This is a genomic window from Campylobacter sp. MG1 (genome assembly GCF_026616895.1).
Classification (GTDB): Bacteria; Campylobacterota; Campylobacteria; order Campylobacterales; family Campylobacteraceae; genus Campylobacter_E.
On sequence record NZ_JANYME010000008.1, the window covers coordinates 65,177 to 86,077 of the forward strand.

The following is a 20,901-nucleotide window of genomic DNA, read 5'->3' on the forward strand; positions in this document are numbered from 1 at the left end:
TTCTAGTCTAATTGTTAGCTAATTTACCACAACTTTTAAAAAACATTCAATCTATTTTTTTCGCACTACTCATATCAAAATCAAAAGTTTGGTTCAAGCTTTTACACCCACTAAACATTCCTGAAAAATCTTCAACATTTTTAGTATTAAAACTAAGCTTTTGATTAAAACTTCTACAATCTACAAACATATTTCTCATAGTTTTTACGTTTTTAGTATCAAACAATATCTTTTTATTTAAACTATAACAATCATAAAACATAGCACTCATATCAGTTACATTGTTTGTATCCCAAGTATTAATACCTTCAAAATCCCACCAAAAAACACCATCAAAAAGATAGCTCATATCAGTTATAAGGCTAGTATCAATCTCGTAAAGCTTGATTTTTTGAGTGTTCAAAATCTCTTTTAATTCTTCTTTCGTAGCAGGTTTAAACATACGAAATTCCTATTTTAAATTCTTTTCTTGAAGCTTTGCGATAAGCTTGTCTTTTTTATAGCTTTCATAAAATGTAGTACCTAAAAGTATAATGGTCGTAATGCTTAAAAAAGAATTAGAATCAAACCCGTCTAAATAAGTCTTAAAAACAAAACCAACACTCATCGCCACCACCACCAAAACTTCTAAAATATACTTTGATTTTTTCATAATAATCCTTTCTAATTTAATTGTAATTTTTCTTTAATTTTATTTGCAATTTGCTCTTTGTAAGGCTCTATTTTTATCATTGAATATTGATTTAAAATCTGATTGATATTGCACAAAATCTCATTTAAATCCCTGATTAGGTTTTTTTGATTTTCTAGCCCTTCTAAATGCACAAAGGCATTTCTGATTTTGGCTATTTTGCATCTTATTTTATAAATAGATTTAAGGTATTTTTTAGCAAAATCATCAAGCTCAGAATTTTTAAAAATCCCATTCCAAAATACGCTAAATTTAGTACTTTTAGCGATTTTAAGTCCAAAATCACCCATAAAGTATTGATAAACTCCAACATCAAAACCTTCTTTAAGCATTATTAAAGAATTCAAATAATAACCCCTATCATAAAAAACCTTAGCAAGTATTAAATGGTTTTCAAACAACACTAAAGCTTTATGCTTATAATTATCAAAAACCATTTCATTTATTCTAAAACCCTGCAAAATATTTGATATTTGCAATTTAAAAGGATAAAAAATGCTATTTTTTTCTAAACCATTTACTTTTTTGATAATCTTTTTATACAAAGGTAAAAATAGCTCAAAATTCCCCGTTAGCAAATACTCCCCAAATTCCTTTAAATGCAAATACAAAGGCTCATCAGTGCTAACAAAGGGCATTTTTATATTTCTTGAAAATTCGTGCATTATAAATGCTAGATTTGTGAAATTCTCTTTATATAAATTACTCACATTACGGACTAAGATTTTTTTATTATGCTTTTTAAACTCTATAAACTTTATATTATAGATTTTAGATAGTTTTACCAATTCTACAATTTGCTTATTATCTAGGTTTATTAGTGGTAAAATGTATTTTTTACTAGCTTTTAAATGAGTACTTATTTGCGAGATTATGCTAGTTTTTTGATTGATTTTTATTATTGTTTGAGATTTTGAATTTTTATATTTTTTATGAGTTTTATCGGTACAAAATATATTAATTTTTATATTTTCATAGTGCTTTTTTATAAAATCTCTTTCATTTAGATATTTTTGTGATTTATTTTCGTATAAGTATTCACAAGGTCTATATTGTATCCTATTATCTAATGCCAAAAATATACATTCATATTCTTTTTTGATAGTCTTTATTTGACTTTCTTTTCTAAGTGTTTCAATTATTTTTGCTTGTTCTTTTTTACTTGGCAGAAATGGTTTTAATTCATTTAATATTTCTAGCATCACCAACCTTTATTTTTGAATAATTATAATAATTTTTATTTTAAAAAGCAAATTTTAACATTTTTATGATATAAATAGAAAAATAATTATAAATATTTCTTTTTAGGATAGCAAAATGAAGGTTGATGATAAAGATTTAATGCTAATTGATTTAATTTATGAAAAAATTTCATCTAAAGATGAACTTGCAAAGGCTTTAAAGGTAAGCACAAAAACAATTGAAAATAGAGCAAAAAATCTAAGCGAAATTATAAAGTATAGTAAAAAACTTGAAGGTTATATTTTCACTGACTTGCTCCCAAAATACATAAGCCCCAAAGTTGTTTTTAAGCATATATTTGCTGAGCTTGAAAATGCAAACCTTGAAAGCGAGTTTAAAGAGCTTTTTGATGAGTATTTTTACTCACAAGAAAAGCTAATTGATACTTCAAAACTATCAAATCTAAACCAAAAAATTATCATGCTAAATCACGCAATAAATCATAACATTTTGCTAAGTTGCAAGTATAAAAACGAGAGAAAAATCATTCAAGCAAACCAGTTAAAGGTATCTAATTCTAAACGCTATCTTTATATAACCTACGATAAGAAAAACGGCGAAAACACAGGAGAATATAGAACATTTGCTCTAAATTCTATGAAAGATATAATAGCTTTGGAGTATGTAAAAAATGGTGGATTTAAAAACACAAAAAGTGGAAATGCTTTTGGCTATGCTGAAGGTAAAAAAAGCGTGATTTTATACCTTAAAAATGAAGCGGCTAGTTTTTTTAAACGAGAAAAGCCAAAAAGTCATAATTTTAGATTTTTAAGCGAAGATGATAATGGGATAGAAATTGAGTTTTTCTACTCACCAAGCTCGGTTGAACTTGAAAGCTTCATCGCTTCTTGGCTACCACTAATTAGCATAAAAAACGACGATGAACTAGCCCAAAAAATCTATGAAAATATCCAAAACAACCTAAACGAACTAAGGAATTTGAAATAGGAATTTCGTTTGTTTAGTATTGTTTTAAACTAGAGTTTCATAACAAAAACCTAACTAAAATACACAAAATAAATTCTTTAAACAAACGAAATTTATATTTAATCTATACAAAATTTTAAGACATTATTTTTAATTTTATAGGCAATCTACTTGAAATACTTCTACTGTCTTGTGAATTTAAAATAATTTCTTGCACATCTTTATCTAGCAATTTCTCTAAAATATAATTTGCTTCATCTGTAACGATAAATCTTTCATGTTTTTTCTTTTCATTTAAAACCTCACTAATATAACTTATATGATTATCAAACAAAGGAGTTTTTAATTCGCCCCAGTGAGTTTTTATTTTTGTAATAATTTTTGGTGATAGTTTTGTGTTATCTCTAATACAAACAAAAATGTCACTATACACATAAATACCCATTCGTAAAATACCATAAAACTCATCAAAATTTTGAACTCTTTTATTAAAATCGCTTCCTCCATCTAAAACTTCTTCACTATCTAAAAGATACCTAGCTGTCAAAGGAGCTAATGCTTTTAATTCATCAATTTTTATAGGCTTTTTTTCTTTATCAAAATAAGGACAAATACAATAGTCATTTTCCCAGTCGTTTTCAAGCATAGGAGCTGTAATAAAGGGTCTAATAAAATTTAATTCTAATTCAATTTCTTCTTTTTCATTAGGTTTTAATCTTTTACCTACTTTTTCATAAGGATTAAAAATAGCTTTATTATCTTCTGTAAGACAAACAAACTTAAGTCTCATAGGGTATTTGACATTTACGCCTTTTCTAAAGTTATATTCAAATTCGCCTATTAAAGATTTTAAATGCTTCGCTCTTGTAGTATCATCAACAATCATATAATTATTATTATATTTTGTTTTAATTTGAATTGCAAAAAAATCATTTACAATAAAGTGTTTTTTACTATCTTCCCAACTATTGTTATGTAGCAATAACTCTTTAATGCTTGTGTCTTTTTTATGATTTATTAGCTTTACATAATCCACATTTTTGTTTGCTTTTCTACTTAGTTTAAAAGCACAAAAATCAAGCCCTACTCCTTCAAAAATTTCTCCACCCTGTGAGAAATCTAAAATTTCATTTAAATATAATTGTTCGTTTTGATTAATGATGAGGTTTCTAAAACCTTCAAAAGATTTATTAAAAAGGATAGATTTTGGCATTAAAAAAGCAAAAGCACCATCATTGTTTAACCATCTTTCACAGCTCTTGTTGGCAATTAAAGCACAAATATTTAGATTATTTCCACCAACATTCTTATCATTTGAAAACAAGCCATCAAGCCTTATATTTGCTTTAACATTTTCTCTATAATTTTCAGGTAATACACTCCACTGAACCCACGCAGGATTACCAATGATAAAATCAAATTTGTCAAAAGTTGCAACTTTAAAATAATTTGAAAATATTTTTAACCAAATTGAGTTTAACTGTTTAGTTTCAAACCTAATTAATTCTTTAATTGTTTTTAAGATAATGTTTTTTATTTCTATACTGTTCTTTGCCTTATTTGATAATTGCTTTATAAATGTATTAAATGCTTTACCTTCATCAAACTTGATTATATGTTTTTCCACTTCATTAATAATTTCTAAAAAATTTTCATTAAGAACTAGTTCTTTAGGTAGTGTCATCTGAAACTCAGTAACTCCAAAAGCTTTTTGCAAACCGCTTGTGTTTAATTTATAATCAAGGCATTCAATCCCGTCTAAAATGATTATTTTAGGAACATATAAACTATCAGCCAAATAAACAGGTATCTCATAATTTTTAAATCTATCAAACTCGCATTTTTGCAAACCTTGAAATAAAATATTTGCTCTAGCCATCAAAACAGCAATAGGATTAATATCTACGCCAACAATTCCGCTTGTAAAATCAGCAAAATCAATCCTGGTCTGTAAATCTTTATGTTTATAATTAAAAAATACACTTAAAAAAGTCCCACTTCCACAATTTGGGTCTATAAAAGTTTTTTTATCTAGCTCTTTCGTATCATCTGTAGCACTTAAAAAGGTTCTTTCTGCTAACCAATAAGGTGTGTAGTATTCGCCAAGACTATGTCTTACACACTTTGGGATAAAACTTTGATATAATTCTTTAAACAAATCTAACATACTTGTTTTTTTAACAATATTAATATCTTCATAATCACAAATTTTAAAAATAATTTTTTGTAAATTACTAGCTAGTTCTTGATTAAAATTTTCCTTTACATACCACGAAAAAAAATCATTATCTGTAAGGTTTAAAATATTAATTTTATTAAAAAAATAACCATTTTCTAAATTGAGAAAAAAATCTCTAAGTTGTTTTAAGCTATCGGTCTTATAAAAATCATCTACTTTTACTTTATCACAAATTGCCCTAGTTAAAAATAATTTAATGATAATACTAAGGACTGTATGTAGTGTAAAAAATGCTTTATATTCCGTATTTGACTCTATTATGGTATCAAAAATCTTAGAAAAAGCTTCTCTTCTATCTAAAACATCTTGGTGCTTTCCATTATCGCCTTCAGCCAAGCGGAACATTTTTTCCCACTCTTTATACAATAAAAGTGTTCTAGGATTTATGTTTTCTTCATTTAATAATATTGAAAACAAATACCTTAGCAAACTTAAGACTTCATCATTTTTACTAAGATTATCAAACTTATCAATTATCCCAAAATCTCTTTTAATGTTGTCTGGGCTAATTGCTGTAATACCGCTAGAAAAAATAGATAAAATTAGCTTATCAATTTTTTTAGAATCTAAATCACCACTTAAATCCTCATTAAAAATAATATTATCTAATTCATCTTTTTCATAACTAAAGATTTTTACCCCATCAAATAAAAAAGCAAAAATTTTAAAACCTTTAAAACGGCTATCCTCTAAATAGTTTTGTGTTTGCTGTTGTGCTTTTTTTAATTCAGTTGGGTTTGATAAACGGTTGTATTGTTTATATTCAATAATAGTATTTCCATATTGAAAATCAGTTCTTCCAAATTCGTTTTTGCTTTCATGCGAGAACATTTCAAAATCATTAGAAATAAAACCAAGGTCTCTTAGCAAACTATTCAATTTATTTTCAAAGCAAAATCTAAAATCTTCTTCACTTTTTGTTTGTGAAAGTCTAGAATTTTTAGAACATAATGAAATCTTAAACTTATCATATGTCAATTTTTGCTCTTTATTTAATTTTGAAAAATCATACATTTTAATCCTTTTTCTATCATTGCATATTTTAAAACTATAGTTTATTTTAAAACACTTAGCTTAAATATTTATATAAACATAGCGATATTATATCATTTGTCATCATCTCCATTTAATACATGGTTAAAATAAGCTTCTACTCCCATTCTATGTAATTCTTGTTTTATAGATTCATCTTCAAAATCAAAAACTTCTTTAGGGAGTGAAAAATTTTCTAAAACATATTCTTTAATTTTATTGATTTTATTAAAACAGTCTTTATATATTGGATATAACACAACTGTTAATTCATCAATATTCAAATCATTCATAAGCCTAAAATCTGCATTATTTATGCGTATATCTTTTATCTTACCAAATAACTCACTTTTAAAATCATCAAAAGAAAGTTGATTTATATTTTCTATACAAATATCTTTAAAAATATCAAACATAAAATCAATATTAAAAGTGCTTTCTTTTTTCATTGATTTAAAACTTAAAGGATAGTGCATATTATTCATTATATGTTTTTGTAGATTGTTCATATTTGCTTTTTCTTTCAAACAATCACCTAGACAAATATCACTTTTGATTTCTCTAGCTGTCAATATATCAAAGATATAATCTACACGATATTTTTCACCTATATAATTATCATTTAAAACAAAAGCAATATGTAAAAAATCATATATTCCCACTACAATAAATGCTTTTTGCAAAACATCATCGCACACCAAATGTATTCTATGAGTTAAATAACCAGATTGAAAAGTATTTTGTTCTACTATATATGCTTTATCTATTAATTCATCGTGAAAACTAAGTTTATTTTTATCATAATCGCTTTTATTTTTGCATAAATTTATTATTTTGTTTTTTAGTTTTAAAAAATCACCATCAAATAAATTTTCTTTATTATTTAATCTACAAAAACATAGCGCTATTTTTAAATATCCTAAAATCAAATATGGAAAATCTATACACAAAGTATTAGAAATTGTCCTTGTATCTAATGTTGTATTTTCTATTTTAATTTTATATTTAGCTTTTGGATAGTATTTACTTGCAAGTTTTTTGAGTATTTTTAATAGTTTTTCATTATCGTTTTCGTTTCTTTTAGATACGATTTGTGATACACTAATTTTGTGGTTTTTAATATTTTCTAAATCAATTATTGGTTTTGAGTAATACTTAAAACCAGGATATAGTTGTATATCATCATCACCTATTTTAGCTTTTATATAAGAACTTTTTGTATTTCTATCTTTTAATGGATTTACCATAAAATCTATAAATTTAAAATTATTATAAAGATTAATATCTACGGTTTCTCCTAGAGTATTATTACAACTCTTACACATAATATTTTTTGATTTTAATTTCCCACCCAAAGAATTAGGAATAATATGTTCTAAAGAATCATTATCTTTATTCAATTCTGCATCACAAAAAACACATTTCATAACAACTCCTACATCAATATATTAAAATTCATTCACTCTAAAATAAATCAAACAACTACCCACCACGTTTTCCTAAGTAGATTTTGATTAGGGAGTTTATGTAGTTTTCTATGTCGTTTAATTTGTTGATTTTTGTTAAAAATGGCAGCATTTTTACTATGAGTTCGGTTGCGATTTTGTTTTTGATACTTTCATCAAATTCAGGCACATTAGAAAACTTGCCAAACTCACTATCAAGCAAGGCAATGATTTGCCCCACATCAGCCTTATCAAAATCCCTAGCAAGATTACGCTCAAGTGGGTCATCAGCCAAATCCTTTTTAAAATCCCTAGCCAAATCACAGCTAAGCTTGTAAAACTCGCTCTCACTAAGCCTTTTTGCTCTATAATCTTCCAAAATCTCCTCTATCCTTGCACTAAATCTTACAAAAATTTCAGGATTTATCACTTCGTATTTTTTCACTTCTTTTTCTAGTGCGTTTAGCTTTCCATGAGCCTTCACCTCATCGCTAAAATCACTCGCTACCCTTGAAAAATCATCGCTTAATATATCAAGCGATTCATTTAGCGTATAAATTTGCTCTACTTTTAAATGCTCATCTAGTAGCTTTTGCATACTTTGCTCGTATTCTTTTAGGCTAAAATCCTCAGCATAAAAGACCATAGCCGTTCGCCTTAGGCTTAAGTATTTTTTAAGGCTTTCCTTGATTTTCTCCCTTTCATCTTCGCTTAAACTAGCCCTTAACTTACGAGTATTTAGCACCACGCCCACAAGGTTGCTAAACCTTGCTAAAACCTTGCAAAACCTATCCCTAAATGATAAATCCTTTAAAACTTTTAGCTTTTTTACTTCATCATCAAGCCCTGCAAACATCTCATCAAGCACGGCTAGGCTCTCCCACATATCATTCAAAGAGCCATCTATTTTAAAAACCACTCCCACCAAATCACTCTCATCATACCCACTAAGCGCATCGTATCTACTAAGCGTGGTATCAAGCTCACTAAGAAGCCCTCTATAATCCACGATTATTCCCTCATCTTTGCCTTCTTTTAGCCTATTTACCCTTGCTATGGCTTGAAGTAAGTTGTGTTCTTTTAGGTTTTTATCTATATAAAGTTTTTTAGCACACGGAGCGTCAAAGCCCGTAAGTAGCTTATCCACAACGATTAGCAAATCCACTTTCCTATCCTTAAAATCACTCTTGCACTGCTCTTCATACTCTACGTGATTTAGCTTTGCATACTCATCGCTTACCCACTTTTCTTGCTCGCCTTCGTTTTCTTCTCTTGCGTTTGTAGATATCACGACCCTAACTTCTAAATCCCCAAGCTCTTTAAAGACTTTATAATATTTCATCGCCTCAAACTTAGAATTAGTAGCTAACATAGCGTTAAATGGCGTATTTTTAAGGCTTTGTTTGAAGTCTTCGTTTATATCAAGTGCGATGTATTCAAGCCTAGAAATTGAAGTATGAAGCTTTTTAATCTTTGAGCATTTTTGCTTGATTTGCTCTTTTTGCTCGTTACTAAGCCCAAGTGTTAGCTCATCAAATCTTTTTTCTAGCTCGTCTTTATTGCTAAGACCAAGCTCTATCATTTTGTTTTCATACAAAAGTGGCAAGGTAGCTCCATCTTCTACTGCTTCGCCGATATTGTAAGTATGCAAAAGTCCGCCGTATTTTGCTATGCTTGATTTTTCTTTAGATAAAAGCGGCGTTCCTGTAAATGCTATGATGTAGGCATTTTCGCCTAAGTTATCAAGCATTTGCATATGAAGTTCTCCATTTTGGCTTCTGTGTGCTTCATCTATTAGGATAAATCTTGTTCTATTTTTTATGTCTTTTAAATCGCTAAATTTAAAAATCGTAGTCGTGATAAGCCCCACTCCATCATCGTTTAAAAGCTCGTTTAAATGGCTTGTGTTTTTGGCGTGGTGCAAGGTGTCAAGGTTTGCCGTACCGTTTATGGTCGCAAAGATTTGCTCATCTAGTTCTATCCTATCTGTGATGATGATTTTTTGGGCGGTGCTATTGAGTCTAGCTAGGATATTTACTAGCATTAGCATTGTGTAGCTTTTGCCGCTGCCTTGAGTGTGCCATACTAGACCGCCGTGCTTATCTTTGATAGCTTTTATCACTTCTTTTATGCCAAAGTATTGCTGATAACGGCTTGCGATTTTGTTAGTTTTGTCTTTAGACTTGCTAAAAAATATAAAATCACTTATAAACTCAAGCAAATTTCTAGGCTTTAAGATATTGTTACAAAGCACTTTTACGCTATCATCGCTGCTTTTATCCTTAAAGACATTGTAAAATTTGCTAGGCGTTAGCGTTGTGCCGTATTTAGTGATAGTGCCACAACTTGCAACGCAAAGCTGAATGAACTTATAAAAGTTTTCAATCCTATCTGGGTGCTGGTGGTTTAGGAGTTGGTTTATCGCTTCATTTACCCCAACGCACGAGTTTTTAAGCTCAATACTAACAAGCGGGATACCATTTACAAACAACACCAAATCAATCCTGGTGCTTTTCTTTTGCTCGTTTTTGGCGTTTGTAAGGCTAAATTCTTCTGTAATTATGAATGAGTTTTTAGACGGATTTTCGTAATCTATGTAGTTTATGTGCCTTGAAGGTTTGCCTTTTTGCTCTAAGCCTTCGCCAAGTAAAATAAGCTTTGTGATGGTTTCGTTAGCTGTGATTAGGCTAGTAACTGGAACTTTTAGCTTGTTTATCATTATGATGAGTTCATCATCATTTAGCTGATAATTTGTCCTTAAAAACTCCTTAAGCTTAGCTAAAAGCAAAGGCTCGTTAAAGTCGTTTTGCCTAAGCTCGTTGCATTCTTTTTCACTTAGATACTGCCAGCCCAAATCCTTTAAAGTGTCTATAAAATACGCTTTTACATTGCTTTCTATACTAAAATCCATCGCTATGCCTTTGAAATTTTAAATACATTTTAAACAACTTGCATTAATTTAGGCTAAATGCAAAAGCCCTTGCGTAGCAGGAATTTATTTCGTGTATTTTTCGGAATTTAAATTCGGAATTTAATTTGTGTATTTTTTAGAATTTATTTTTGTATTTTGGTGGAATTTTATATCGTATTTTATGATTTAAAGCTTGGAATTTATTTGCGTATTTGGAATTTGAATTCGGAATTTCGTTTATTTATAAATGCCCTTAAATAGCCTTTCAAAGCCACAAACAAAATTCCAATTTTAAATTCCTTTTTTTGAAGTAAATTTCTTTTGTTTTGCTAAGTTTTAAATTCCATAAAGAAAATCACGGCTTTAAAGTATTTATAATTTTAGTAATTTTGAGTGATGATTTTAAAAAAACTATACTATATCAACTTTAAATAACCAATTTAAAAAATCGCCATCATTAATTAAACTTAAGTAAATAAATTCCATTATTTCATTATCTTCATTAAAAAATTCATCTCGCAAATAACTAAAAGAAAATGATTTCATTTCTTTATATAGTTGCACTTGAATATAAAGTAAATTATCACTATTTAATTTAGTTATAGATTGATTAAATATATTATCAATAGATTTTCTCTTTGCATATTCATTATAAATGCTAAGTAATTGATATAAAGTGATTGTATTATCGGTAAAAAATCCTTTTTTTGGTAAAACATCAGTTTTAAAGAATAATTGTTCTAAAACTTCTAATGTCTTTAAAACTTCATTATATTGTTCACAATCACCAAAAAATTCATAATTACGGTGTTTTATATTTTCAAAATTATCTTTATAATCTCTTCTTAAATTGTAAATTTCAGAATACATAAAATTACCAAGATTTAAAAAATCATCTATTCCTTTAGCAATTTTGATACATCTTTCTGATTTTTCTGGAACCAATGTTGACATATCTAAATAAAATTGACGCATAGAAAACATATATTCCGAAAAGAAAATTTTTTGATTTAGAACCACAACATCATTATAATCTACATAAGCTCCATAAAAATCAACTTTACACATTAGAACCCTTTAATTCTTTTACTTTAATAGAATATTTATTATATTTTTCTATTAACAATAAATAAACTCAAAACATAAGTTGATATCTCTTTTTATATTTTAAATATATATTTTGGAATTTAAAATAGGAATTTCGTATGTTTGAAGCTTTAATTTTATGGCAAAAATACACGAAATAAATTCCACAAAGCCCCAAATGTCACTTGTTTAGCTTTAGAATTTATTTTCGTATTTGGAATTTGAATTTGGAATTTCGTTTGTTTGGCAAATTTAAGCAAACAAACAAAATTTGGTTTTAGCTTGGGATTATTGAGTTTTTACGCATTGTTTTTTGCAAGGCAAATATACAAAACGCAAGAACTAAATAATAAGCTATATTAAGCCTTGAAACCCCACCATCTATCGCTACGGCTCGTTTTAGCTCGGGGGCTTTGTCTAGCAAATCTGATGATTTTAGCTCATCTTTGTAGTCTTTTAAAATCTTTTTGGCGTTTAGCTCACTTGTTGGCTCTTTGGCTAAAATCTGTTTTGATAAATCTAGTGCCTTTTGGCTGTCTAACTCATCTATGGCTTTATACAGATAATGATTTCTCGCATATTCTGAGAATGCCCCTAAAAATGGGGTTATTATGTTAGGGCTATAAAATATGCCACACAGACCAACAACGCTCATCAAATACCAACTACAAGCTATTTTCTTAGCTTTTTTTGAAACTATAAAAATTCCACTCAAAAAAGCTAAAAACACAAAACTAGGAAGTATGTAAAAAAACTTGTCATCATAAACAAATAATTCATTATATAAATTAGCAATAAAATACCCACCGATGACACTTAATGTAAATAAAAGTATCTTTAAAAAATCAGTGTGATGGTCGCTTGTGGTTCTGTTTAGCTTTAAAAACCACCTGTCAAATTGTTCTTTAATAATGATTTTTTCTTCTTTATCTTCTAGCTTATAATCAAGCTCAAGCTCTTTTGCGTAAAACTCCAAAACTTTATATTTACTAGCTTCTAAGATATTGTTTGTCTTTAAAAGAGCGTTTTTAAAAATATTTAGGCATTCTCTAACACCTTTTATATCTATCAAATCATTTTTATTTTTTATCTCATCTTTTAAATGATTAAATGGATAATTCTTTATATCCACCAAAGGCATATCCAAAACAGCACTAGAACTAAAACTTGCTGAATATAAATTTGGTATTTCTTTAAACTTGGTTTTGTATAAAATCACTAGCTTTTCAAATATGCTTGATTGAAAATTTGGCGATATTTCAAAGCTAACACAACTAAAATCTATATTATCCTTAACTTTATTTTCTATAAAATCAAAACTTTTAATAAATTTCGTTTGTTTAAAAGATAAATCTTTATTAAAAACACAATTTTTTAAAATAAATATATCATTAAAAGTAGAATTTTCAAATTTTACATCTTCTTCAAAAATGGTATTTATAAAAGAAACATTTTTTGACATTTTTTGCAAATTTGGAAAAACTAGGTGGCTTTTAAATTTAGTATCATAGACAAATATTTGAGTATTAGATAAATTATTAATAAAGTTAAAATTATATGGTTGGTGCAAAGTAAAACCTTCAAGCTTTAAAATCCCATTAAAGTTATTATCTTTAAAAGAATTTGTGATATTAACATTTTTTTTAAATTCTAAATAATATAAAAATAACCCGCCTTCAAATTTTATGTCTGAAAATAATACATTTTCTTTAAAAACAATATTTTTCATATAAAACTTACATTTGCATATCAAAGGCAAATCACCTATTTTGTTACGCTGACTATAAAATTCAAAATAGTTAAATTCCACAAAATTAAATCGAACTTCATTAAAATCTTTTATGCCAAAATTAAAAAAATTTACTTTTTTTTCAAATACAACACCATTAAAATAAATATCTATATCTTTCACATTATTAAATGTAAGAATATTTAAAAATTTAATTTGCTTAAATGTAATACTTTTTCTAATAATACATTCATGAAAACCCAAAACATATATAGTGGAATTAGAGAATATAACTTCTTCTAAAAACTCACACCCATGAAACATTATAAAAGAATTGAACGCGATATGATTAAAATCAAAATAGCAATATCTAAACTTACAATCTATAAAAGTATAATCAATATTGTTTTGTTTATCGTTATCTAAAATATTAAATAATTTTGAAAAAATATAAACACTATCAAGCGATAAATCAAAATAAATTCCATCAAACATAACTGATTTAATTTTGTCAAAATGCCTAATATTTTTTGGAGTCCATATTTGAATTCTACTTATTTTACTTGTCAAATTAGTCAAGCAAATATCACAATCCCTATTTGGGTAAATAGTAATATCTATATCAATGTTACTATGCTTATCAATTTTAAAAATTTCAACAAAATCTTGCCTTATTTCATTTTTAATTTGTTGCATTTCTTCAGTCATTTTGCACCCTTATGTTTCCGGTTAGGAGTTCGGTGAGGAGGTGGGATTTGAGGGTGGTTTGGGCTGTTATTAGCTCGTTTAGGCACTCCAAATGCTCATCACACGCACTTAAGACTTCCCCTATCTTCTTCTGCTCTTCTAGGCTTGGAAGTATTAAAAAATATTTTAAAAATTCACTATGAGTAAATTCAAATTGTCTTCTAGTTGAAGTTTTTATTATTTTTCCTTTAATTGGCTGAATAAGTGTTTTAATTGCGAAATAACCAAAAATAGGATTGAGCTTTTCTTCATTTAAATTGTAAATATGATAAATTGGGCTACAACACCCATTCTCAATATTTATATTTATATTAACCTCATCAATTCCTATACCTATAATTAAATCATTTTTTTTAAATGTTTTATGATTGGTTATACTATGGCGTTTATCTTCAAATGGTTTTATTCCATTTTTACCTATCGTATATTGGTCGTAATTATCAGAATTTAATTTTGTATATTCTTGAAAAATATCTTTAATAGCTACTTCTTGCCAAGGGGTGGTGAAGTTGGCAAAACGGGTTTTGCCACTTAGTAGCTCGTTCATTAGGTGGAGTTTTTCTTTTTCTAATTCCGATTTTAAATTCTTTAGATTTTTTATATGCTCATCGCAACTACTTAAAATCTCGGCGATTTTCTCTTGCTCTTTTAGTGGTGGGAGTTTTATTGTTATATTTTTTAAATCATCACTATAAATCCTTTTGATAGTTGTTTGCCCTAGATTATCCCACTTATGATTGCTTAGAAAATAATATAAAAATGAATTATCCATTATATTGTCTTTTAATCTAAGCCAAACAATATTTGAATCTTGATAATACGAATCATGCCCGTCAAACACAATGCACTTACCAACTGTTCCCGAGCAAGTTATAAGAACTTCGCCCTTTTTAGGATAATTAAATTTATTTTTGTATTCCAAAAATAATTCTTTGCTAATGTAAGCGTCTGCTTTATCTCCGATTGTTCCTATTTTATAAAATGGGATTTCTCCTTCTTGTGTAGTTTCATCTTTAAATATTCTTTTACACATTTGAATAGAACAAATATCCCCCAGCCTTACTTCTTCCCAACGAATACTCATAATCCTAGCTCCTTTAGGTATCCTTGTAATTTGGCGTTTGAGAGTTCTAGTTTGGCGTTTAGGCTGCTTATTTGCTCTTTTAGTTCGATGTAGTCAATTTGCAAGGTTTCATCTTCTACTACTACATATCTTGGTATGTTTAGGTTGAAGTCGTTTTGCTCTATCTCATCAAGGCTTACGACCTTGCAAAAGCCGTTTATGTCGGTATTTCCGTGGTAGGCTTTTAGGATTTTGTCAATGTCTTTTAGGGTGTTTTGGTTTTTGCCTTTTTCATAGCAAGAGCTTGCGTCTATGAAAATCACTTTTTCGTTTTGCTCCTTGCTAAAAATCATGATACATGCCGGTATGCTCGTGCCATAAAAAAGGTTGCTTGGAAGTCCGATGATGGCTTTTAGGTAGCCTTGTTTTATAAGACTTGCTCTTATTTTGCCCTCGCTTGAGCCACGAAATAGCACTCCGTGGGGCATTACTACGCCTAAGGTTCCGCCGTTTTTTAAAGACTTTATCATGTGGAGTAAAAAGGCATAATCGCCCTTGCTTTTAGGTGGCATACCGTAGTTAAACCTTGAAAATCTATCCTCTTTTAGCTCTTCATAGCCCCATTTATCAAGGCTAAAAGGTGGGTTTGCGACTATTTTGCTAAAGCGTCTTAAATCGCCGTTAGCATCTAGGTGAAGTGGATTTGTGAGTGTGTCGCCCCACTTTATCTTAGGATTTGGGATATTGTGTAAGAACATATTCATAACGCATAGGGCGTAGGTTTGGGCGTTTTTTTCTTGTCCGTAGATAAAGTTGTTTGTGCCTTTTTGACTTGCTTTTAGTAAAAGTGAGCCTGAGCCACAAGTAGGGTCGTATATCTCTTCGCCGTCTTTGATACCGACTAGCTCGGCAAGTAGGACGCTCACCATGCTAGGGGTGTAAAACTCGCCGCCCTTTTTGCCTGAATCGCTTGCGAATTTTGCGATTAGATACTCGTATGCGTCGCCTATGATGTCTTTGTTTTCTAAACAGCTTGGGCGTAAATCAAGGCTTGAAAAGTCGTTTATGAGCTGTTTTAGGGTGGTGTTTCTTTGCTGAGTGTCGCCTAGCTTGGAAGGGTTATTGAAATCTATGTGGGTGAATATGCCTTCTAGCTTTTCTTTGTTTAGCGTTTCTAGGCTACTTAGGGCGGTGTTGATTAGCTCGCCTAGGTTGGTGGCGTTTTTGTGCTCTTGTAGGTAGGCGAATGTTGAGTGTTCTTCAAGTTTAAAATCTAGTTGATTTAGCAGGGCTTTATAGACTGAGTCGATGCCACAGCTTTTGGCTTTTAGCTCGGTGATTTTTTCGGTGTAGGTGTCGCTTAGGTATTTGATAAATAGCATGGTGAGAATGTAGTCTTTGTAATCACTGCCGTCCATTAGCCCACGGAAGGTGTTGCACGCGTCCCAGAGTTTGGCGTTTATCTGGGCGGTAGTGGTTTTGGGGGTTGGGGTGGTTTGGTTTTGTTCGGTGGTGCTTGAGTTGGCTTCGGTGCTTTGCGGGTCGGTCGCTATGGTCGGCTCTGTGCTTACTTGTTCGGCTTTTTGCTCGGAATTTATTTCGTGTATTTTTGTAGAATTTAAATCCGTAATTTCGTTTGTTTGTTTCATCTTGTGTCCTTTAAATCGTATTTTTTCTAAATGTCTTTTGCATTGAGTAAATACACAAAATCATAATTATAAAAAGATAAAGTATATCGTATCAAGCTGTAAATCTATCCAAATGGCTTTGATTATATTATTAAATACCATGACTATTATCTAAATATTTCAAAGCTATTGATACCAATGAAAAGCACCTTTTATAAAAATACTCGCAATGTAATTTGTTTTTAATCGGAGTTACCATTTTTTCATGATGTCTTATTTGAAAATTATTTCCTATTTTTGACAATATTTCAAATTCATCTGTAAATATTGTTATAAATTCTTATTCGTTAAAGCTTATTTGATTTATCAACTTATTTGCACTTTTACTTTTTTCCGAGCGTTTATCATCATAATCTGCATAATATGTTTTTAATCTTTCAAAAACAGCCCAAATTTGCTGAGTTGCCAACCAAATTTCACCTTTTTCATATAACTTATTTGATTTATCAACTAAAACCTTTAAGCCATTTTCTTTTATTTCAATTTCACTTAGTTTTAAAGGCGGTTCAATATTTGCCACTATTAAATTATTTTCAAATTTATAAGGTATATCAAATCTCTTAAACTGCATATTAATGTGTTCTGTAAAGCTGTCGCTCTTTTTCAGATTATGAAAAATTTCAATAACATCAAACAACTTAAGCTTTTCGCAATTTAAAATAAAATCTTCTAAATTTTTTGCTATTTTTATAATACCGTTAGAGTAATATTCTAATTTATGAAATAATAACATTTCTTCTTCTAACAACGAAATATAATCGTAATAAGAGTTATAACCAAACTCATCTTGTTTGTAAAAATTGCTATTATAACTATTCAATATTTGAAAAACTTGTTCTCTAAATTTTTTACCTAATGTTTCTTCAATTTTTTTATATCTAAACGAATAAGGTTTGAAAATTTGATCATTTTCTATATATATTTTCCAATCGTAAACATTTCTACCGGGCATTACTTCGCTTATATAAAATTCATATCCATCTTTTTTAAGCAAATCATTAATTTTTTCTAAAATTATTTTCCAATCACTTTCTTCTTTTCTTATCCCAGGATGAAAAAACTTACACAGAAAATCAAGATATTCACTATCGTTGCATAAGCCTAAAGTGTTATCTTTTAAATAAAGAATCTTTCATAATTATTGTTTGTAATATAATTTTTAATAAATTCTTCTTTAAGGTTTGAGTAATTAACCTTACTTGGCATATTTTCTAAATCAAAATTTTGTAATAAAAAATCAAATTCATCTTCTTCAAAATCATAATGATATATCCAATAATCACAATAACCATCTTTAAAAAGTTTAAAAATTTCTCTTTTTGTAATTTTTGTAATTTTTTTCATTTTTATTCTTATTTTGAAATGTTTTACATATTATCTTATTTTTTATTTGATAAAACCTAATGTTAAATAATATTAAAATTAAAATGTAATATAAATATAATTTTATAAATTTTAAACTGCGATGGTTTTATAAAAAATAATTTATATTGCTTGCGTTTCTATAAAATCTGAGCTTAAATTTCGTTTGTTTGCCCACTACTATCTAAATATAATTTTAAATAATTGTTAGACTTATACTTAAAATGCAAAAACAACGCCAAAGAAATCAAATTGATATCTAAAAAACATACTCAAATACACCTCACCTAAAATAAGATTAAAAGCTTATTAGATAATACAAAAAGATATAAAACACTTAAAACCATTGCTACATAATGAACTATAAACTTTATTTTAAAATCTCTTTCATTTTATATCCTTTGGCTTATTCTTCAATATTTAAATACTCTATTAAATCCTTATAGTTATTTAAATAATATTCAGCACTTGCTCTTGGCTCACTTGAACTTATAAAAACTTTTTTAATAGTTTTATTTTTAAGCATTTTTTCATTCTCATTAACAAAAACAACACAATCACCTAAAAATTTCCTTAGCAAATCTTGACCTATTTGGCTTTTGTGATTTTTGCACTGAATTAATACACACTCATTTTCTTTATAACAAACCAAATCTATCCCGCCATCGTTTTTACCATTTATAAAGCCGTGTGGAAAGACCTTGTAGCCTTGCTCTTCGTAATACTTTTTAATTTTTAATTCATATAATCTACCCTTTTTTTCATTTTCGCTTTCTGCTTTGTAGATTATAGATTTTGTTATTTTGTGATAATTTGGCATTTTTTTACTTAAAATTTCACTAAATTTATACTTATTAACAACTTTCAAAATCGCTTCATCAAGCTCTTTTTCATAAGTTTTTAAAATATCTTCATAGTTAGAATTTAATTCTTCTTGTTTTTTAACTTCTATGCTATTTTTGATAGCAAAATATCTTTTTTTAGCATTATTATCACTCATTTTTACTCCTTAATTTTCACAACTATTAAAAAATATTATAAATTAATATAATCATTTATTAATTACGCTCTTAAAACTTCTATATATTTTCGTTCAAAATCAAATAATAAATTAGAACTATTTTATATTACAAAAAATGGGGCTTCAAAAACACCATTTAATTTTTATTACGATATTACAAGTGGTAAAATAGCTCTTTTTAACCCTAGCAGTGGGACTTTTGAGTGCCTTGAAACTAATCTTAGCAATCAAGACGCTAGTTTTTTAAAGTTTTCTAAATGTAATTTTTACGGATTTGAAAATAGATTTTATTGGAATTTAAATTTATTTGAAAATTCTTATATATTAGATATTAATAAAAATATTTTAGATGTTTCAAGGGGCAGTGAATTAGGAAAATTATTTATAAGTGATATAAATTATTATAAAACCCATTTATCTCCTAGCGTTTTATTAGATGGTAAATTATCATTTGACTTTAGCGTCTATGAATTACGGAATTTTAACGCAAGAAATTTAGGGCTTTTCTCTAGCCATTGTGGTGCAGAAAGAAGAACAAAACGAGAAGTTATATCAAATAGCTTAGCTAATTTTGACCCTTTACAAGCAAATTGGAAAGCACGATTATTAAGCATTGCAAGGACTACTGATAGCAGTACTGATGCTAGTGGGATTTGTGGAATTTGTATGCTACATACTTATGAAATAGTTTCTTTACTAACTCAAGTATATCCACATAGTCCTATATTAAATTATAGTTCTACTGGATATTTATTTGATTATATGGACAATGTATCTCCATTTACTACATTTGCTAGAAGAAACCCTGCGATGTATAATTTAATGGGTGAAGCACTTGAGTTATGGGGACAACAATTGGCTTTAGGTGAAGGACTATATTCAAGGGGTATTAGGGCGATTTGGGCTTTAACTAGCAGTATTTTGCCAAGACAAGAATGGAGCCTTAGCGCTATCACAACTCAAGATAATTTAAGATCTCAATTAAGGGGTATTTTACATTCTCCTGCTGGTTCTTTATATATTGCATTAATGAGTTTAGATAACGGCAGAGCACACGCAGTTCCTATCATCATTACAAACAACGGAGCAGTAGTAATCCCAACAAATGCTCAAAATATAAGCGAAGAAGATTTTACAAGCTTTATAGCGCCTACACAAGACGAGCATACTTTGTTAAGAAACCTATCTGCTAATAATAGATACAACATACAAGCCATTAGCTTAATTGGTTTAGCTGGTAATAGAGATAATATATTTGAAGAATATTTAAATCAATTTGATTGTACTGGTGGTGGTGATTTTAGACGAGGAAATGGACATATACTAAATCCTAATCACGCTGATACTTGTGATAATGATAGATGTGATTTGATGGAGATTGAGCATAATTTTTAAGAATTTAAATCGCTAATTTTTGGCGATTTAAATCAAAATATTTTAGCTCTTTTATTATAAATTAATTGCTAAGAATTTAATCCTTAAATAATAACTCTACAACCTTTGCAATAATTGCTAAAAAAATTAAGAATATAAAAACTACAAGTAAAAGTCTAAAAACACCTAAGCCAAAAAATAAAAGTAAAGCTAAGATAAACAAAAGTCCTAAAATCCACATATAAACTCCTTTTTAATTTCGTATATCTTAGCAAAAGTAAAGTCCTGATTATGTCTATATAAAAAGATTTTAATAAATTTAAAATATAAATTTTGATTTATAG

The 20,901-nt window shown here is 28.4% G+C and carries 16 protein-coding genes; 2 read left to right on the forward strand and 14 right to left on the reverse strand.

The features are described from left to right. Positions 1-46: 46 nt before the first annotated feature. From NY022_RS07505 to NY022_RS07515, 3 genes are read right to left on the reverse strand one after another with little or no spacing between them, the layout of a single operon-like run. Positions 47-442: a BspA family leucine-rich repeat surface protein gene (locus NY022_RS07505; RefSeq protein ID WP_267524929.1), complete on the reverse strand. Its 396-nt coding sequence runs from the start codon at positions 440-442 to the stop codon at positions 47-49. A gap of 9 nt (positions 443-451) precedes the next feature. After that, positions 452-652 (reverse strand): hypothetical protein, encoded by a 201-nt coding sequence (locus tag NY022_RS07510; RefSeq protein ID WP_267524931.1) that lies wholly within the window; start codon positions 650-652, stop codon positions 452-454. Between the two features lie 11 nt (positions 653-663). Continuing rightward, positions 664-1,893 (reverse strand): hypothetical protein, encoded by a 1,230-nt coding sequence (locus NY022_RS07515; RefSeq protein ID WP_267524933.1) that lies wholly within the window; start codon positions 1,891-1,893, stop codon positions 664-666. Between the two features lie 115 nt (positions 1,894-2,008). Here NY022_RS07515 and NY022_RS07520 point away from each other — a divergent pair, with 115 nt between their 5' ends. Then, the gene (locus tag NY022_RS07520) at positions 2,009-2,881 is read left to right on the forward strand and encodes a WYL domain-containing protein (protein WP_267524935.1); all 873 of its coding nucleotides are present in this window, start codon (positions 2,009-2,011) and stop codon (positions 2,879-2,881) included. Positions 2,882-2,996: 115 nt separating this feature from the next. On the opposite strand, the gene NY022_RS07525 is transcribed toward NY022_RS07520, so the two are convergent. From NY022_RS07525 to NY022_RS07570, 10 genes are all read right to left on the reverse strand, one after another. Beyond that, positions 2,997-6,113, reverse strand: a complete 3,117-nt coding sequence (locus NY022_RS07525) for an N-6 DNA methylase (protein ID WP_267524937.1) — start codon at positions 6,111-6,113, stop codon at positions 2,997-2,999. A gap of 92 nt (positions 6,114-6,205) precedes the next feature. Beyond that, positions 6,206-7,558, reverse strand: a complete 1,353-nt coding sequence (locus tag NY022_RS07530; protein WP_267524939.1) for an HNH endonuclease — start codon at positions 7,556-7,558, stop codon at positions 6,206-6,208. A gap of 55 nt (positions 7,559-7,613) precedes the next feature. Continuing rightward, positions 7,614-10,487: a type I restriction endonuclease subunit R gene (locus tag NY022_RS07535; protein ID WP_267524941.1), complete on the reverse strand. Its 2,874-nt coding sequence runs from the start codon at positions 10,485-10,487 to the stop codon at positions 7,614-7,616. 411 nt (positions 10,488-10,898) lie between these two features. Continuing rightward, positions 10,899-11,555 (reverse strand): hypothetical protein, encoded by a 657-nt coding sequence (locus NY022_RS07540; protein ID WP_267524943.1) that lies wholly within the window; start codon positions 11,553-11,555, stop codon positions 10,899-10,901. A 295-nt stretch (positions 11,556-11,850) separates the two neighbouring features. Continuing rightward, entirely contained in the window at positions 11,851-14,010 is a 2,160-nt protein-coding gene (locus NY022_RS07545; RefSeq protein ID WP_267524945.1) for a hypothetical protein, read from the reverse strand. Further along, positions 14,003-15,133: a restriction endonuclease subunit S gene (locus tag NY022_RS07550; protein WP_267524948.1), complete on the reverse strand. Its 1,131-nt coding sequence runs from the start codon at positions 15,131-15,133 to the stop codon at positions 14,003-14,005. Before NY022_RS07550 ends, NY022_RS07545 begins: the two co-directional genes overlap by 8 nt. Beyond that, positions 15,130-16,761, reverse strand: coding sequence for a type I restriction-modification system subunit M (locus NY022_RS07555; protein ID WP_267524950.1), 1,632 nt, complete (start codon positions 16,759-16,761; stop codon positions 15,130-15,132). The genes NY022_RS07550 and NY022_RS07555 overlap by 4 nt, the downstream gene beginning before the upstream one ends. Before the next feature lie 319 nt (positions 16,762-17,080). Then, on the reverse strand, positions 17,081-17,929 hold the full coding sequence (locus NY022_RS07560; protein ID WP_324287472.1) for an AbiJ-NTD4 domain-containing protein: 849 nt from the start codon (positions 17,927-17,929) through the stop codon (positions 17,081-17,083). Next, on the reverse strand, positions 17,917-18,144 hold the full coding sequence (locus tag NY022_RS07565) for a hypothetical protein (protein WP_267524952.1): 228 nt from the start codon (positions 18,142-18,144) through the stop codon (positions 17,917-17,919). The genes NY022_RS07560 and NY022_RS07565 overlap by 13 nt, the downstream gene beginning before the upstream one ends. Positions 18,145-18,568: 424 nt before the next feature. After that, a complete protein-coding gene (locus NY022_RS07570; protein WP_267524954.1) occupies positions 18,569-19,162 on the reverse strand; it encodes a restriction endonuclease in 594 nt (197 codons plus the stop codon). A 57-nt stretch (positions 19,163-19,219) separates the two neighbouring features. On the opposite strand from NY022_RS07570, the gene NY022_RS07575 reads away from it, so the two are divergent. Next, positions 19,220-20,578 carry a DUF1561 family protein gene (locus tag NY022_RS07575; protein WP_267524970.1) on the forward strand — a complete coding sequence of 453 codons (1,359 nt, stop codon included), beginning with the start codon at positions 19,220-19,222 and terminating at the stop codon, positions 20,576-20,578. Between the two features lie 76 nt (positions 20,579-20,654). On the opposite strand, the gene NY022_RS07580 is transcribed toward NY022_RS07575, so the two are convergent. Continuing rightward, positions 20,655-20,798, reverse strand: coding sequence for a hypothetical protein (locus tag NY022_RS07580; protein ID WP_214117680.1), 144 nt, complete (start codon positions 20,796-20,798; stop codon positions 20,655-20,657). Positions 20,799-20,901: the final 103 nt, after the last annotated feature.

Bases quoted from the DNA above. Each gene is read 5' to 3' on its own strand.
- NY022_RS07505 (WP_267524929.1), bottom strand. From the start codon at position 442: ATGTTTAAACCTGCTACGAAAGAAGAATTAAAAGAGATTTTGAACACT.
- NY022_RS07510 (WP_267524931.1), bottom strand. From the start codon at position 652: ATGAAAAAATCAAAGTATATTTTAGAAGTTTTGGTGGTGGTGGCGATG.
- NY022_RS07515 (WP_267524933.1), bottom strand. From the start codon at position 1,893: ATGCTAGAAATATTAAATGAATTAAAACCATTTCTGCCAAGTAAAAAA.
- NY022_RS07520 (WP_267524935.1), top strand. From the start codon at position 2,009: ATGAAGGTTGATGATAAAGATTTAATGCTAATTGATTTAATTTATGAA.
- NY022_RS07525 (WP_267524937.1), bottom strand. From the start codon at position 6,113: ATGTATGATTTTTCAAAATTAAATAAAGAGCAAAAATTGACATATGAT.
- NY022_RS07530 (WP_267524939.1), bottom strand. From the start codon at position 7,558: ATGAAATGTGTTTTTTGTGATGCAGAATTGAATAAAGATAATGATTCT.
- NY022_RS07535 (WP_267524941.1), bottom strand. From the start codon at position 10,487: ATGGATTTTAGTATAGAAAGCAATGTAAAAGCGTATTTTATAGACACT.
- NY022_RS07540 (WP_267524943.1), bottom strand. From the start codon at position 11,555: ATGTGTAAAGTTGATTTTTATGGAGCTTATGTAGATTATAATGATGTT.
- NY022_RS07545 (WP_267524945.1), bottom strand. From the start codon at position 14,010: ATGACTGAAGAAATGCAACAAATTAAAAATGAAATAAGGCAAGATTTT.
- NY022_RS07550 (WP_267524948.1), bottom strand. From the start codon at position 15,133: ATGAGTATTCGTTGGGAAGAAGTAAGGCTGGGGGATATTTGTTCTATT.
- NY022_RS07555 (WP_267524950.1), bottom strand. From the start codon at position 16,761: ATGAAACAAACAAACGAAATTACGGATTTAAATTCTACAAAAATACAC.
- NY022_RS07565 (WP_267524952.1), bottom strand. From the start codon at position 18,144: ATGAAAAAAATTACAAAAATTACAAAAAGAGAAATTTTTAAACTTTTT.
- NY022_RS07570 (WP_267524954.1), bottom strand. From the start codon at position 19,162: ATGAGTGATAATAATGCTAAAAAAAGATATTTTGCTATCAAAAATAGC.
- NY022_RS07580 (WP_214117680.1), bottom strand. From the start codon at position 20,798: ATGTGGATTTTAGGACTTTTGTTTATCTTAGCTTTACTTTTATTTTTT.